Below are 15,906 nucleotides of genomic sequence, written 5' to 3' on the forward strand. Positions count from 1 at the left end.
ATACGGTCAATAGAAAGTCAGAACGCAGTATTCATTAACAATTCAAGATCAAAAATCTGAAAAGGCCCACACTTTTTGTGAATGAACATCACGTTTTTTATTTGTAATACAAAATTATCAATAATATTCATCAGATCAATTCACTATCTGGCCACTTTTTGCTCAGTCTCATTTTTGTCTCATTGTTTTTTACAAACTTATTATGCTTTTAGTTTTATTGGTGTTATTTTATTGACGTTTTCGATGTCTTACCGTGAATATTCAGACATCTGGTATAGATCTGCCCACTGATCCGTGGTTCCTTTTAAGGAGATCGAGAGTGAACTGGAATAAAATGAAAACTCTAAGCTGTTTGATCGCTCTGAGTTTTCCGGCGCAAAGTCAAACATTAGAACAAGCCGTAGCCAATGCGCTAGCTACAAACCCAAATATAAAAGCTTCTTATAACGAGTTTGTTAGTAAAAAATACGACGCAGATGCTGCAACGGGAGCCTACCTGCCTAAATTAGATTTAGATGCGGGAATTGGCTACGAGAACGTTGATCTGACTTCAGGTACAGAAAACGAATTAACCCGAAAAGAAGCGTCTTTAACCCTGACCCAATTACTGTGGGATGGTAATGCGACTCTAAATGATATAGACAGAACGTCTGCCGATGCAGAATCTGTTAGATTTCAGTTGATCGCAGATGCTCAGGATATCGCTTTACAAATCGCCAAAACGTATTTAGACGCGACCAAAGCGTTTGAAGTATTACAATTGTCTGAAAGCAATCTTCGCGTGCATGAAGATATCTACGAAGATATTAAAAAACGCGTGGATTCAGGGATTGGTTCAACCGCGGATCTTTCTCAGGTAGAAGCTCGTCTGGCGAAGGCGCATGGTAATCTTCTGGCCGCCCAGAACAACCTTTATGATACGCATACCCAATTTAAAACTTTGGTCGGCGAGACGCCACAAGGGTTAACCTTCCCTCGTGCGGATCATGCAAAATTACCATTTACGGTTGATGATGCCCTTTCCAACGCATACAAACATCACCCAGTTATCAAAGTTGCGCAGGCTGATGTTGACTCGGCTCGTTTCCAGTATGAGCAATCGAAAGGTGTTAATTATCCGACCCTTTCTGTTGAAGCGGCACAAAGCTGGCGCGATGATGCCGCGGGGATTGAGGGAGAAAGCAAAGAGTTCTCTGCAATGTTGCGTATGCGTTACAATCTCTATAATGGTGGCTCAGACGCAGACCGTACACAAAGTGCGGCATACCAAATGAATAAAGCCAAAGATTTCCGCGATCGTACCTATCGTAGTGTGGAAGAAGGCCTGCGTTTATCCTGGAGTGCATTGACCTTCACCTCGAAACAAAAACAGTTTCTGGCGAATCACGTGGACTCCGCCTCGGACACCGTAATTGCGTACGAGAAACAATATAAACTTGGCAAACGTACACTGTTAGACGTGCTCAACACTGAGAATGAATTGTTTGACGCACGCAAAGGTTACTTGGACGCAAAATATGATGAGCAGTACGCCAAGTATCGAGTGTTGAACGCGACCGGTGGCTTGCTGGATGCCCTACTGGTTGACACACCAGAAAAATGGAATAAGCCGGTGGAGTATTAATATGAATAAACTACTATTGCCTGCACTGATTGCATCTTTGGTTGTCGCAAGTAACGCCAACGCGGAAGATGAATACGAATATACGCCGACCCCGGAAGCAACTCAGGTGTCTGATCTGCAAGACGACGACAACGATGGTGTCGTCAACGCGCGTGACCTTTGCCCAGAGACTCCGGAAGGAGCAGAAATCGATAACAATGGATGTGAACTTTATATCAATCAGTCCGAACAGCTACAGCTGCATATTCTGTTTGCTAACGATTCTTCCGTTATCGAACCTTTGTTCTATCGTCAGATCGATGAAATGGCAGACTTTATGAAGGAATACCCTGAGACAAAAATCGAAATTCAGGGTTACGCGAGTAAAGTCGGCTCAGCCAGCCACAACCTTGCACTGTCAAAACGTCGCGCGACGGCAGTTGAGCAGGTTCTGTTGCGTGAAGGTGTAGAACCCAATCGTGTAAAAATCGTCGGCTATGGCGATACCCATTTGTCAGAAATTGGCACCGATGAAACCAGCCATGCAATGAACCGTAAGGTCGTGGCCCGGGTTGTCGGCCATAAAGGCACATACAAAAAAGAGTGGACAATCTTTACCAAACGCGGCCAATAAGCCCGGACAAGAAAAGGAGCGCGAGTCGCTCCTTTCTTTTTATTTGGTAATGTGTTCCGAGCTTGAAAGTGTTACTCTTACGGCGTTTTTCACATCGAGAATTTCAAAATGAGCAAACTGACTGCAGATATCGAAGCAAACCTGAAACTTTTCATCGAAGAGACCAAACAAAGTAAACTGGTTTGGGGCCTGAGAAATGAAGACGGTTGGCTGGCTTGTGACTCTACTGAATTTGAAAACAGTGAAGTGATGCCTTTCTGGTCATCGAAAGAAGATGCAGTAACCCACAATGTTGAAGAGTGGGCAGACTTCGAAGTCCTGGAAATTCCACTGGATATTTTTGTTGAAGACTGGTTGATCACACTGGACGAAGACGGTGTTCTGGTTGGAACCAACTGGAATGCAAACCTGGAAGGCAAAGAGATGGAGCCAGCAGAGCTGGCAAAACTGTATCTGGCTGACTAACGAAACGCGTATTTGTGATAAAAAGCCTCTCAATTGAGAGGCTTTTTTTAATTCGCTCGTTGTTTTCTCAACAGCTCAGTCATCACGGTTTCGCGATTGTCCAGATAATCGTTCAGACCTGCCCTGCGCAGATCACACGATGGACAATCACCACAGCCATCACCGATGATGCCGTTATAGCATGTGAGCGTTTTCTCACGAATCAGGGATAACGCGTCATATTGATCGGCCAGCGCCCAGGTCTCTGCTTTATTCAGCCACATTAACGGTGTGCGGATCATCAGTTGACGATCCATGCCCTTAACAAGAGCATCGTTCATAGACTTCACGAATTCATCGCGGCAATCCGGATAGCCAGAAAAATCTGTTTCACAAACGCCGGTGATAACACAATCCGCGCCAATCTGATACGCATAGATACCAGCTAACGTCAGAAACAGAATATTGCGACCAGGTACGAACGAATTCGGCAGGCCATTCTCCTGTAATTCATGCGATACCGGAATATCATCACGTGTTAACGAACTGATCGCCAGTTCATTGAGCAGGCCAACATCCATCACTTTGTGAGCCTTCACCCCCAACTCACTTGCCAGCTTTTGTGCCACTTCAATCTCTAGCTTGTGACGCTGTCCATAATCAAAAGTGATGGCATGCACTTCATCAAACTCTTTGAGCGCCTGCACCAGACAGGTTGTCGAGTCCTGTCCACCGCTAAATACAACGACTGCTTTTTTCATGACGTGTTCCTTTATGCGATGCTTAAATATTTGTGTGTCTGAATCGACAGGCGCCAGTTGCGTTCAATACAAGTATCGATACACAGCTGCGTCGCGCGTGGTTTTTGACTGATTGGCTGTAAAGCTATGGGTGTCGATTCAGGCACTCCGGCACGCTGTAAGAGCACGTCAAGCTGATCGATGTCCTTTTGCGTCGCCACGGGATGTTTTACTTCATTCGCACGCAACAACGCGCTGTCGAGTACTGGCAGTTTTCCTTTCATGGCCACCTTGGGTGACACTGTCACCCAAGTTTTCTCTGACGTTAACACTTCAGATGTACCACTGGTTTCAATTTGACATTGACAACCGATCGCCTCGAAAGCTTCAGACAAAGGCCTCAAATCATAAATACATGGCTCACCGCCAGTGATAACAATATGCTTTGCACGATAGCCTTGCTGTCTATACGTAGCAACAATCTGTTCGGCCGTTTGTCGACACCAAGTGGGCGAATCTTCCGTTTTCAAAAGAATATCCCCGATTGTGCGCTCATCCTCTGCTTCCGCTGTCCAGGTTTGCTTAGTATCACACCACGCACATCCAACAGGGCAAATTTGCAGACGAACGAATACAGAAGGCACACCGGTAAAAATACCTTCCCCCTGAATGGTCTCGAACATTTCGTTAACTTTGTACAACTTACACTCAGCCTAATCAGTGATTCAAATTAGCAGGACGGAGACCTTAAATGACTCTCCGCACCAGGTCAAATTAAACCAGTGAGTATTTCATTATTTGATCCAAATCTCACTCTAAATTAAGCTGCAAGTTCTTTTTCATTTTTCGGGTAAGTCATGTTTAAACTCATCGCTCTGGATATGGATGGCACCTTGCTGAACAGCCAAAAAGCCATCTCTCCCCGCACTAAAGACGCTATTGCCAAAGCACGAGCGGCCGGGGTCAAAGTCGTACTGGCATCAGGTCGCCCATTAGAGGGCATGCAGGACAAACTGGATGAACTGGGTATTTCCGGTGATAACGAGTTTGTTTTGTTCTATAACGGCTCCATGGTAAAAGAACTCGGCAGTGGTGCCATTATCCACCAGAAAATCATTGATGGGCGTGCCGCTAAGCAAGTTGCCAAACTGGCTCAAGAGCTTGGTCTCAATACACATGCGTTTAGCCAGATTCACGGTTTAATTACGCCAAAGACCAGTGAATACACCCAAGTGGAAGCCAGTATCAATGACCTGCCAGTTACCGAAATAGACTTTGACACTTTGGAAGATGATCACCCGATCGTTAAAGCCATGATTGTCGCTGCGCCAGATAAACTTACCGCCGCGATCAAAACACTGCCACAAGAACTGCACCAAGATTTCACCATCGTGCAAAGCGCACCGTTCTTTCTCGAATTCCTCAACACTGGCAGCAACAAAGGTGTCGGTATTCAGGCAATCGCGGAACACTTAGGTATCCGTTCAGAAGAAGTGATTTGTATGGGCGACGCTGAGAACGATCACCATATGCTGCGGTATGCGGGATTGGGCGTTGCGATGGCCAATGCAATGGAAGAAACCAAAGCGATTGCTGACTACATTACGCTCAGTAACGATGACGATGGCGTCGCCTATGTGATTGAAAAGTTCGTCCTGAATATCTGATAGCAAAAAGCCTCGCTTCGGCGAGGCTTTTCATTATGCTGATTGTACGCTGAGACGCCTGACGCTCAATGCAAAAACCAAAATCAGTAACGGGAAACGAATCGCTTCCATCACCAAAGAATAAATACTGCTGTAAGCAACAAACCCAGCCATGTACAAAATCACCTCATTGAGCAATAGCAACAACAAGACCATAGAGATAAGACTTCGCCCACCAACCTGCCCCTCGGATTGATTCACTGTCACCACCAATCCTGTCATCGTCACCAAAATTGCCAGCCAGGCCGTAAACACTGGCAACGGCCAGATTGCCGTCAGGGTCGCCGCAGCTATCGTCAATGCGATCCATAAACCATTAGAGCAAAGTAAGGCGTCCACGTTGATATCCGGCTTCTTTTCCAAACGGATGACATGCCACGCCGTCAGAACACCGAGTAGGATTCCAGCCAGCATATCACTTAAAAACGCAGCACCAAGGTAAAACTTCGCCAATACCAGCCAAAACAAACTGGCGAGACTCAACGCGGTATAACGATTGAACGTTAATTTATCCAGCCCGTTTAAAACCAGCGTCACCACGCAAAACCACACCGCTACCGGTAAGCTTGGAAAACCATTGCCAAAACTTGAGCTCATCTGCAATTCAGGCACATACACATGAGGTCGCGGTAACGCAAACCCTTGCTGAGCGACAAGACACAACAGTGAGGTCAACGTAATGGCAAACATAGTCCGGTAGCACATTGCCTTACCAAATCGCCAATACAGAGCCGGAAAAATAACAATGAAAATCCACGGCTGAGCCAGTTGATTTCCCAGCATCATCAGTGCATTAACACCGGAAGCAATGTGTGGCGAGAACTCGGCAACCAGGCCCTGAAGCGTTGCAATCCAGTTAAGCTCAACCTGATGCCATGCCGGAGCAGCGTCTGCCAACTGGTTTACATAAGTCACCGACTGTTCTGTTGCTGCGTCAAACATGGATTGAATCACGGTCCACTGTTGTGGATAACGGTACAGTTCAGGCAACAAGCTTTCCGGAGACAACAGCATCGCGCCCGACACTTCGACGCCATAATGAGGCGCAAACCAAACCGGTAGCTCATAACCGTCAAACCGGTTATTGAAGCCGAACGCGATAATGTCCGAATCCGATACGCAGTCAAAAACGGCCGCTTTTTCCGTATACCCCAATAGATCGCCTACGGTAACCGCCAGCCCTGTTTCCTCCCAAGTTTCCCTTTGCGCGGCTTGCTTGGGGGTTTCACCTTTTGATATCAGACCACCAGGTAACGACAATTTTTTGGTCAGAATCTCATTGACCATGACGAGCTGGTTATTAGCTCGCACCAAACACAGAGCACCACGTACTTCGTTCGGGTGCTTCTGAACGGCAGCCGCTGTTGATGAAAACAGCGTAGAACACAGCAACAATACGGTGCCAAACAGACACCACAAAGATTGTTTATTCACACAACACCTTTTTAGGTTCGGATGGATTTGCGCAGCCAGTGTATATGGTGCTCAAATCCTAAATTCTTATAAAGCTCTACCGCTGAATCATTAAAATGCCATACTTCGACAAACATCTGCTCAACGCCACACTCTTTAAAACTGCGTTCGATGCGCTGGCATAACTGTATCGCGATCCCCTGCTTACGATACGCAGGCAATACATACAATTCATCAATACTCCCCATCGGCACAGGTTTGCTCACTGAAGACACCAGCTCACAAAAGTGGCCACTGACAAAACCGACCAGAGTTTCTTCAAACCGGGCCACAAAAACGAAGCACTCCGGATCATCCAGATAGCGAGCAATGCTCTTCTCCTGCTCGATCTCTTCCGCCGTTTTGAAATGCTCAGGGGATTGTTGATGATGCTCGTGGTGTAACTGAAACATCAGTTCATTGAGCTGGTTAAGGTCGTGGCTGTTCGCAGCCGATAGCCGGATAGGCAACATAACGCGTATTTATAGCAAGTTCAGTGTCAATTGATGTGATTCTAAGGGATCAAAAATAAAAAAGCCCCAATAAATCGGGGCTCCTCGGTGTTAAATGTGAGACATGGTCATTAGTCATGCAACACTCGTTCGATTTCACTCAGGCTTGCTGGGTCATCAATCGTGGACGGTATCGTATACTGCTCGCCATCGGCGATCTGACGAATGACTCGCCGCAAGATTTTACCTGAACGGGTTTTCGGCAGACGCTCCACAACCAGTGCATGCTTGAAACACGCCACAGCGCCAATTTCATTGCGCACTTTCCCGACCAGCTCATCTTCAAGTTGATGCTCGTCCATCTTCACGCCATCTTTCAGTACCACCAGTCCAAGCGGCAGCTGCCCTTTTAACTCATCGTGGATACCGACGACCGCACATTCCGCAACCGCAGGATGACCACCCACGACCTCTTCCATTTCACCGGTCGACAAACGATGACCTGCTACATTAATCACATCATCGATTCGCCCCATGATAAACAGATAGCCATCTTCATCCAGATAGCCCCCATCGCCAGAGACATAATAGCCAGGGAACTGGCTCAAATACCCACTCTCGAAACGATCATGATTACGCCAGACAGTCGGTAGACAACTGGGCGGTAACGGGCGTTTTAACGCCACATAACCTTGTTCATTCGGACCAACCACTTCCCCGACTTCGTTAAGTACATCGACCTGATACCCCGGAATCGGCTTTGTCGCCGATCCGGCTTTGATCGGCATCATTTCCAAACCGATGGGATTACCGGCAATGGCCCAGCCAGTTTCCGTTTGCCACCAATGGTCAATGACCGATTTACCCGTATGCTGCGCGACCCAATCCAGAGTGGGTGGGTCTAAGCGTTCACCGGCCATAAAAATGGTCTGTAACGAAGACAAGTTGTACCGACGAATATGTTCACCCTGCGGATCTTCTTTTTTGATCGCCCGAAACGCCGTCGGTGCGGAGAAGAGCGCGTTAACACGATACTCTTCACACACACGCCAGAATGCCCCCGGGTCTGGGGTACGCACTGGCTTACCTTCGAATAAAATCGTTGTACAGCCGTGAATCAACGGGGCATAAACAATGTAGGAGTGCCCGACTACCCAGCCAACATCTGACGCCGCCCAGAATACGCCATCCTGTGGCATATTATACACGGTTGCCATGGAGTACTTCATCGCCACCGCATGACCACCATTATCACGAACCACCCCTTTAGGTTTGCCTGTCGTTCCAGAGGTGTAGAGGATGTAAAGCGGGTCTGTCGAAAGCATAGGCACACACGCATGCGGTGTCGCCTGGCTCAGCTCTTCACACCAATCAACATCACGTTCCTGATTCAGATCGGCTTTAAGTTGCTCACGTTGCAAAACAACCACGGTATCGGGTTTCCAACGGCTGTCCATGATGGCTTTGTCGACCAGCGGCTTGTACTCAATCACTTTGTTGATTTCAATACCACATGACGCAGTGACAAGCACTTTGGGTTCTGCATCTTCAATGCGTACCGCCAATTCATTCGCCGCAAAACCGCCAAACACCACCGAATGAATCGCTCCAAGGCGTGCACACGCCAGCATTGTCATTGCGGCTTCCGGGATCATAGGCATATAAACTACAACCCGGTCGCCTTTTCTGACACCTTGTTTCGCCAACATACCAGCAACACGGGCAACCTCATCACGCAGCTCGGTATACGTGTAGTTACGCTTTACTCCGGTGACTGGCGAGTCATAAATCAGAGCGATCCGATCGCCTCGACCCTGTTCACAATGATAATCGAGCGCCAGCCAGGATGTATTAAGCAAACCATCGGGAAACCAGCGTTCAATGCCATTCTCATCAGCACCCAGAATTGTGCGGGGCTTTTCAAACCAGTCAATATATTCGGACTGATCTTTCCAGAATTGTTCCGGATGGTCGGTAGCGTGTTGATATTCATTCAGATAAGTAGACATCCGTCTCCTCCTTGAGTTTTCCTTGCTAAGCCAGAATATCAGCCGGGACTCTGACCCAGCCTTCCATTAATACTCTGGCGCTTCTACTCATACTGGCTTTCTCTACAACCCAACCGTCCTGAGTGTCTGTTGCCGTAGCCCCTACTTTCAACGTTCCTGATGGGTGACCAAATGTCACTGACTGGCGGCGTCCCCCTCCCGACGCCAGATTAACCAATGTACCTGGTACACAGGCTGCTGCCGCGATCGCCACTGCCGCCGTCCCCATCATGGCATGATGCAGTTTCCCCATTGACAGCGCCCGCACCAATACATCCACTTGTGACGCCGTCACCAACTCACCACTGGATGACGTGTAATCCTGCGGCGTCGCCACAAACGCAACTTTTGGCGTGTGTTGGCGAGACCCGGCTTCTTGTAGCGTCTTAATCAAACCCATTTTCAACGCGCCGTGTGCCCGTATCGCTTCAAACATCGTCAATGCCTGAGCATCGTTATTAATGTCATCTTGCAGTTCCGTCCCGCGATATCCGATGGCAGCTGCATCTACAAAAATGGTTGGTATTCCGGCATTGATTAACGTGGCATTTATGGTGCCCAATCCAGGCACCTCCAGATCGTCCACCAGATTTCCAGTGGGAAACATGGCTCCTTCTCCCGCAGCCGGGTCCATAAAATCCACCTGCACTTCTGCCGCAGGGAAAGTAACGCCATCGAGTTCAAACTCGCCCGTTTCCTGAACTTTGCCATGACGGACTGGCACATGAACGATAATGGTTTTACCGATGTTGGCCTGCCAGACCCGGACAGAGACCACACCATTTTGCGGTATCCGCTCTTGCTCTATCAGCCCGGCGTGGAGTGCAAATGGTCCGACTGCCGCTGATAAATTTCCGCAATTTCCACTCCAGTCGACAAAGGGTTGATCAATGGATACCTGTCCGAACAGATAATCAATATCGTGATCTGCCCGCTGGCTTTTGGACACAATTACAGTTTTGCTGGTACTTGATGTCGCGCCCCCCATCCCATCAATTTGCTTCCCGTACGGATCTGGGCTGCCAACAACACGCAGCAACAATTTATCCCGTGCCGGGCCGGCCTGTTGCGCGTCAGGGGGTAAATCATCCAGACTAAAAAAAACGCCTTTACTGGTACCGCCACGCATGTACATCGCCGGTATACGCATTTGACCGTTGGTATATTCTTTAGCTTGCATTCTCATCGAGCCCCTTATCCGGCCAAAAAGTCCTGTGCGAAGCGTTGCAACACCCCACCGGCACTATAAACGTCAACTTCATCAGCCGTATCTAGACGGCAAAGTACAGGCACCTCAATAATCTCGCCATTACGTCGAGTGATTACCAACGTCAGTTCCGCTTGCGGAGCTATGGTGCCTTTCACGTCAAATAGCTCCGTTCCGTCTATTTGCAAGGTATGGCGGTTTACTCCTGACATGAACTGCAATGGTAATACGCCCATCCCAACCAAATTCGTTCGATGAATGCGCTCAAACCCTTCTGCAGCAATGGCTTCAACCCCGGCGAGACGCACACCTTTTGCCGCCCAATCTCGGGACGACCCCTGGCCATAATCAGCACCGGCAATGATGATCAACGGCTGCTTGCGTTCCATGTATGTTTCGATCGCTTCCCACATGCGGGTCACTTTGCCTTCTGGCTCGATACGAGCCAACGAGCCCTGCACGACATCGCCATTTTCCTGCACCATTTCATTGAACAGCTTCGGATTAGCGAACGTTGCCCGCTGTGCGGTCAGATGATCACCGCGGTGAGTCGCATACGAGTTGAAATCTTCTTCCGGCACGCCCATCCGAGTGAGATATTCCCCCGCGGCGCTGGATGCCAGAATGGCGTTGGAAGGAGACAAATGGTCGGTAGTGATGTTGTCACCAAGGACGGCCAAAGGGCGCATCGCCGACAACGTCCGCTCTCCTGCCAGCGCTCCCTCCCAGTATGGCGGGCGACGGATATAAGTGCTCATCGGACGCCAGTCGTAAAGCGGGTTGGTGTTCAACAAACCTTCATCCGGTTTGAACATCTGGATATACACTTGTTGAAACTGCTCAGGCTTAACGTAGCGCTGAACAACGTCATCAATCTCTTGATCGCTCGGCCAGAGATCGTTGAGATAAATGGGCTTGCCCTGACTGTCAACGCCCAACGCATCCCGCTCAATATCAAACCGAACCGTCCCCGCCAGCGCATAGGCCACCACCAGAGGCGGAGAGGCAAGAAAAGCCTGTTTGGCATAAGGATGGATCCGGCCATCAAAATTTCGATTGCCCGACAACACCGCAGTGGCGTAGAGGTCGCGGTCGATAATTTCCTGTTGAATGTCTGGTGCCAGCGCACCGCTCATTCCGTTACACGTCGTACAAGCATACGCCACAATACCAAAGCCCAGCTTTTCCAGTTCAGGCAATAGACCGGATTCCTCCAGATACAACCTTGCCACTTTGGACCCTGGCGCAAACGACGTTTTCACCCAGGGTTTACGAACCAAACCTAATTGGTTGGCCTTTTTCGCCACTAAGCCAGCGGCAACGACATTGCGCGGATTACTGGTGTTAGTGCACGAGGTAATGGCCGCAATGATCACGGCGCCATCAGGCAGTTGCCCGTCTTTCTGCTGCCATTCACCGGAAATGCCACGCTCTGTCAGCTCAGATGTCGGTAATCGGCGATGCGGGTTTGATGGGCCAGCCATGTTGCGACCAACCGCGGACAGATCAAATTCCAATACACGCTCATATTTTGCCGTGGTTAAGTCATCAGCCCAGAGTCCGGCTGTTTTGGCGTATTTTTCTACCAGGTCGACCTGTTGCTCATCGCGACCGGTCAACTTCAGGTATTGGATCGTCTGTTCATCGATGTAAAACATCCCCGCTGACGCACCATATTCCGGTGTCATATTGGAAATGGTTGCCCGATCACCAATGGTAAGATCTTTTGCACCTTCTCCGAAAAATTCCAGGTAAGAAGACACCACGCGTTCATTGCGCAAAAATTCGGTGATCGCGAGTACAATATCGGTTGCGGTAATCCCCGGCTGCCGGCTGCCAGTCAGTTTGACGCCGATAATGTCTGGTAATCGCATCATTGATGGACGTCCGAGCATCACGGTTTCCGCCTCCAGACCACCTACGCCTATCGCGATCACACCCAGACAATCCACATGCGGTGTATGACTGTCGGTACCAACACACGTATCTGGAAATGCAACCCCACCTTTAACCTGAATGACTGGGGACATTTTCTCCAGATTGATTTGGTGCATAATGCCGTTACCTGCGGGGATGACACTGACATTTTGAAATGCCGTTTTACACCACTCAATAAAATGAAAGCGATCTTCGTTACGTCGCTCTTCTATTGCCCGGTTTTTTTCAAACGCATCCTGTTCATAGCCGGCATGTTCAACCGCCAGAGAGTGATCCACGATGAGTTGTGTTTCCACGACAGGGTTCACTTTCGCCGGATCGCCCCCCTGGTCAGCAATGGCATCACGTAAACCTGCGAGATCGACCAATGCCGTCTGGCCAAGAATGTCGTGACATACCACCCTTGCGGGGTACCACGGAAAGTCCAGGTCGCGCTTACGCTCGATGATCTGGCGTAGTGCTGCCTCCAGTTTTTCCGGCTCGCAGCGACGTACCAGATTTTCTGCCAGTACTCTTGAGGTATACGGAAGTGTCTCGTAGGCACCATCAGAAATGTCATTTACCGCGGCGCGAGTATCAAAGTACTCAACGCTGGTGCCCGGCAGTAACTTGCGATATTGGCTATTCATAACAACTTGCTCTTATAGACTTCGCGTCTGCCTCTCTTTTACGAGAGGCCGCTCGCTGATTAACCGCGCTGTTCGATGGGAACCCATACTTGTGCATCCGGGCCTTCGTAGTCAGCGCTCGGCCGAATAATGCGGTTATTGGCACGTTGCTCGTAAACGTGCGCCGCCCAGCCGGTTAATCGGCTCATCACAAAAATAGGCGTGAAAAGTTTGGTGGGTATGTCCATGAAATGGTAAGCCGACGCATGGAAGAAATCGGCATTACAAAATAAACCCTTCTCACGCTTCATAACCGCTTCAACCCGTTCAGAGACCGCATACAGCTGTGTGTCACCGACCGCTTCAGACAGTTCCTTCGACCAACGTTTGATAAGGGCGTTGCGAGGGTCGCTTTCGCGATAAATCGCGTGACCAAAGCCCATGATCTTTTCTTTGTGCTCGAGCATATGAAGAATATTGGTTTCAGCCTCTTCTGGCGTATTCCAATCCTGAATCATTTCCATAGCGGCTTCATTGGCACCGCCATGCAAAGGGCCACGTAATGTACCAATCGCCGCCGTGACGCAGGAGTGGATATCAGATAAGGTCGACGCACATACGCGCGCAGCAAAAGTGGATGCATTAAATTCATGCTCGGCGTACAGGATCAGCGAGCAATGCATGACTTTCTTATGGAGGTCACTCGGCACTTTGTCAGTGAGCATTTTCAGGAAATATCCACCGATACATTCTTCCGATTTGTCTTCAGTGTCGATCCGCACACCATCGTGACTATATCGATACCAGTAACAGATGATGGCAGGAAATAGCGCCAGCATACGCTCGGTGGCCGCTTGTTGTTCAGAGAAATCCATTTCCTGCTCGAGATTACCGAGTACCGAGCACCCAGTGCGCATTACATCCATGGGATGGGCATCGGCTGGGATCAGTTCCAACGCCTGCTTCAGCTCTTGCGGCAAACCACGCATCCCCATCAAACGGGTTTTGTAGATATCCAGTTCCTGTTGCGTTGGCAAATGACCAATCAGCAGAAGATGGGCCACTTCTTCGAACTGAGCATTGTTTGCCAGATCGGTAATATCATAGCCCCGGTAGGTCAGCCCCGTTCCGGTTTTTCCGACAGTACATAATGATGTGCTTCCGGCACTCTGACCACGCAGGCCAGCGCCGCCTAATTCTTTGTTAGGCATGTTGAACTCCTTTTCTGTCCGGCTCTTACCCTCTTTCGGGGTGTTATTGGTGCTCGGACGGTTTCACGTTATGGATTTAAGGCGATATTTCTTGAGCTTCCTGTTTGTTGCGATACCCGAATCTGGCTACTGACTAGAAAACAGTTTGTCTAGCTTGTCTTCATAATCGTGGTAATTGAGATGTTCATACAACTCTTTCCGCGTTTGCATGGAATCGAGCAATGCTTCCTGATTGCCATATTCCAGTAAATGAGCGTAGACCATTTCTGCGGCCCGGTTCATCGCCCGGAATGCACTGAGTGGATACAACACCATGTCAACTTTTGCCTGCGCCAGTTGCGCACAGGTGTACAATGGGGTTTGGCCAAATTCCGTGATGTTTGCCAGGATAGGTATAGGTCGACCAACCGCAGATTCAAGTGAGTTGGCAAACTGTACGTACTGATCCAGTTTGTTCATCGCCTCAGGAAAAATCATGTCAGCACCTGCTTCGACACAAGCAATCGCACGATCTATCGCTTTGTCGATCCCCTCAACAGCCAGCGCGTCTGTTCTGGCCATGATCACAAAGTTGTCGTCCCGTCTGGCATCAGCAGCAGCTTTGATTCTGTCGACCATCTCTTCCTGGCTGACAATGGCTTTATTCGGCCGATGACCACAGCGCTTTTGCGCAACTTGATCTTCCATGTGCACCGCGGCAGCGCCCGCTTTTTCCATCGATTTGATGGTCCGCGCGATATTGAACGCACCTCCAAAACCAGTATCAATGTCCACCAGCAACGGCAGATCACAAGCGTTCGTAATTCGGTCTACATCCACCAGCACGTCATTAAGCGTAGTGATGCCTAAATCCGGCAAACCATAAGACGCATTAGCAATACCACCGCCGGATAAATAGATCGCTTGATGACCAATATTTTTCGCCATCATGGCGCAATACGGGTTGATGGTGCCGACAATTTGCAGCGGATCATTATCGGCGACTGCCGCTCTGAATTTTGCTCCCGGGCTTAATGACATGGTAATTCTCCTAGTCGTCTGAGTCGGTTTGCAGGATCTGCTGTTCAATCAGCGTTCGACTGCCGGAAATGTGTCTGCGCATTAGCATTTCTGCTAATTCTTCATCCCGGTTCTTAATGGCCTGCAAAATAAATTTGTGTTCGTTCAACGCCTCATTGGGCCTTGAATGTGATCGTGGAGACTGGTAGCGATACATGCGTAATAAGTGATAAAGCTCATCACACAACAAGGCAACCAGCTTGCTATTTCGACTGGCTTTAATGATGCGATAGTGGAAATCAAAATCGCCATGTTGGTGAAAGTATGATGACCCTTCCACCTGATCAATATGTTCGGAATGTGTCGACAATAGCTGTTCCAACGCATGAATTTCTTCATCGCTGATGTAGCGCGCAGCCAACCGAGCTGCCATTCCCTCAAGCGCTTCTCGCACTGCGTACAGTTCAAGTAATTTTTCAAACGAGAAGGTAATGACCCGAGCACCAACATGCGGCACTCGCTCAATCAGCCCGAGCCCCTCCACTCTCATGATGGCCTCACGCAGTGGACCGCGGCTGACCTCGAAACGCCGTGCCAGTTCTGGCTCAGAGATTTTGCTTCCCGGCAAAATCTCCCCATTAACAATCGCCTCAATGAGATAGCCAGTTAAGTGTTCTGACTTCGTATTCTCTTTGGTCACCAAAGGTAACCTACTCTCTACATTCATGGTCTACCCGTTTCTTCCGCAGCTTCACTTCGCTTTATTTACATGTGCGAGACTGTGGCAACAACTTACTCTGCTTATAAAATAGACGATCACATTGTCGACAATCAAGAATATTGTCGACAATTTAGACTAAGGTC

Annotated in this window: 14 protein-coding genes; 4 read left to right on the forward strand and 10 right to left on the reverse strand. The window is 49.0% G+C overall.

Annotation, left to right across the window (positions count from 1 at the left end):
- The first annotated feature begins 319 nt into the window (after window positions 1-319).
- The 3 genes from CAG64_RS01960 to CAG64_RS01970 all read left to right on the forward strand — a co-directional run bounded on the left by CAG64_RS01960 (window position 320) and on the right by CAG64_RS01970 (window position 2,702).
- The gene (locus CAG64_RS01960) at window positions 320-1,624 is read left to right on the forward strand and encodes a TolC family outer membrane protein (RefSeq protein ID WP_161448017.1); all 1,305 of its coding nucleotides are present in this window, start codon (window positions 320-322) and stop codon (window positions 1,622-1,624) included.
- 1 nt (window position 1,625) lies between these two features.
- Window positions 1,626-2,237 carry an OmpA family protein gene (locus tag CAG64_RS01965; RefSeq protein ID WP_161448019.1) on the forward strand — a complete coding sequence of 204 codons (612 nt, stop codon included), beginning with the start codon at window positions 1,626-1,628 and terminating at the stop codon, window positions 2,235-2,237.
- A gap of 108 nt (window positions 2,238-2,345) precedes the next feature.
- Window positions 2,346-2,702, forward strand: coding sequence for a DUF2750 domain-containing protein (locus tag CAG64_RS01970; RefSeq protein ID WP_021705594.1), 357 nt, complete (start codon window positions 2,346-2,348; stop codon window positions 2,700-2,702).
- A 47-nt stretch (window positions 2,703-2,749) separates the two neighbouring features.
- On the opposite strand, the gene queC is transcribed toward CAG64_RS01970, so the two are convergent.
- Together queC and queE are read right to left on the reverse strand one after the other, a co-directional pair.
- Entirely contained in the window at window positions 2,750-3,442 is a 693-nt protein-coding gene (gene queC, locus CAG64_RS01975; RefSeq protein ID WP_161448021.1) for a 7-cyano-7-deazaguanine synthase QueC, read from the reverse strand.
- An 11-nt stretch (window positions 3,443-3,453) separates the two neighbouring features.
- On the reverse strand, window positions 3,454-4,104 hold the full coding sequence (queE, locus tag CAG64_RS01980; protein ID WP_161448023.1) for a 7-carboxy-7-deazaguanine synthase QueE: 651 nt from the start codon (window positions 4,102-4,104) through the stop codon (window positions 3,454-3,456).
- A 174-nt stretch (window positions 4,105-4,278) separates the two neighbouring features.
- On the opposite strand from queE, the gene CAG64_RS01985 reads away from it, so the two are divergent.
- Window positions 4,279-5,088: a Cof-type HAD-IIB family hydrolase gene (locus CAG64_RS01985; protein ID WP_161448025.1), complete on the forward strand. Its 810-nt coding sequence runs from the start codon at window positions 4,279-4,281 to the stop codon at window positions 5,086-5,088.
- A 33-nt stretch (window positions 5,089-5,121) separates the two neighbouring features.
- On the opposite strand, the gene CAG64_RS01990 is transcribed toward CAG64_RS01985, so the two are convergent.
- From CAG64_RS01990 to CAG64_RS02025, 8 genes are all read right to left on the reverse strand, one after another.
- Complete coding sequence (locus CAG64_RS01990) at window positions 5,122-6,561, reverse strand: NUDIX domain-containing protein (RefSeq protein WP_021705590.1); 1,440 nt, start codon at window positions 6,559-6,561, stop codon at window positions 5,122-5,124.
- An 11-nt stretch (window positions 6,562-6,572) separates the two neighbouring features.
- A complete protein-coding gene (locus tag CAG64_RS01995; protein ID WP_021705589.1) occupies window positions 6,573-7,052 on the reverse strand; it encodes a GNAT family N-acetyltransferase in 480 nt (159 codons plus the stop codon).
- Between the two features lie 110 nt (window positions 7,053-7,162).
- Window positions 7,163-9,040 (reverse strand): propionyl-CoA synthetase, encoded by a 1,878-nt coding sequence (locus CAG64_RS02000; protein WP_161448027.1) that lies wholly within the window; start codon window positions 9,038-9,040, stop codon window positions 7,163-7,165.
- A 25-nt stretch (window positions 9,041-9,065) separates the two neighbouring features.
- A complete protein-coding gene (gene prpF / locus CAG64_RS02005) occupies window positions 9,066-10,259 on the reverse strand; it encodes a 2-methylaconitate cis-trans isomerase PrpF (protein ID WP_161448029.1) in 1,194 nt (397 codons plus the stop codon).
- A 14-nt stretch (window positions 10,260-10,273) separates the two neighbouring features.
- Complete coding sequence (gene acnD, locus CAG64_RS02010; protein ID WP_161448032.1) at window positions 10,274-12,853, reverse strand: Fe/S-dependent 2-methylisocitrate dehydratase AcnD; 2,580 nt, start codon at window positions 12,851-12,853, stop codon at window positions 10,274-10,276.
- Window positions 12,854-12,912: 59 nt separating this feature from the next.
- Window positions 12,913-14,043, reverse strand: a complete 1,131-nt coding sequence (prpC, locus tag CAG64_RS02015) for a bifunctional 2-methylcitrate synthase/citrate synthase (protein WP_021705585.1) — start codon at window positions 14,041-14,043, stop codon at window positions 12,913-12,915.
- 126 nt (window positions 14,044-14,169) lie between these two features.
- On the reverse strand, window positions 14,170-15,063 hold the full coding sequence (gene prpB, locus CAG64_RS02020) for a methylisocitrate lyase (RefSeq protein WP_021705584.1): 894 nt from the start codon (window positions 15,061-15,063) through the stop codon (window positions 14,170-14,172).
- A 10-nt stretch (window positions 15,064-15,073) separates the two neighbouring features.
- On the reverse strand, window positions 15,074-15,769 hold the full coding sequence (locus CAG64_RS02025; RefSeq protein ID WP_021705583.1) for a GntR family transcriptional regulator: 696 nt from the start codon (window positions 15,767-15,769) through the stop codon (window positions 15,074-15,076).
- Window positions 15,770-15,906: the final 137 nt, after the last annotated feature.

The sequence above is a fragment of the Vibrio sp. V38_P2S17PM301 genome (assembly GCF_009904845.1).
Lineage (GTDB): Bacteria > Pseudomonadota > Gammaproteobacteria > Enterobacterales > Vibrionaceae > Vibrio > Vibrio proteolyticus.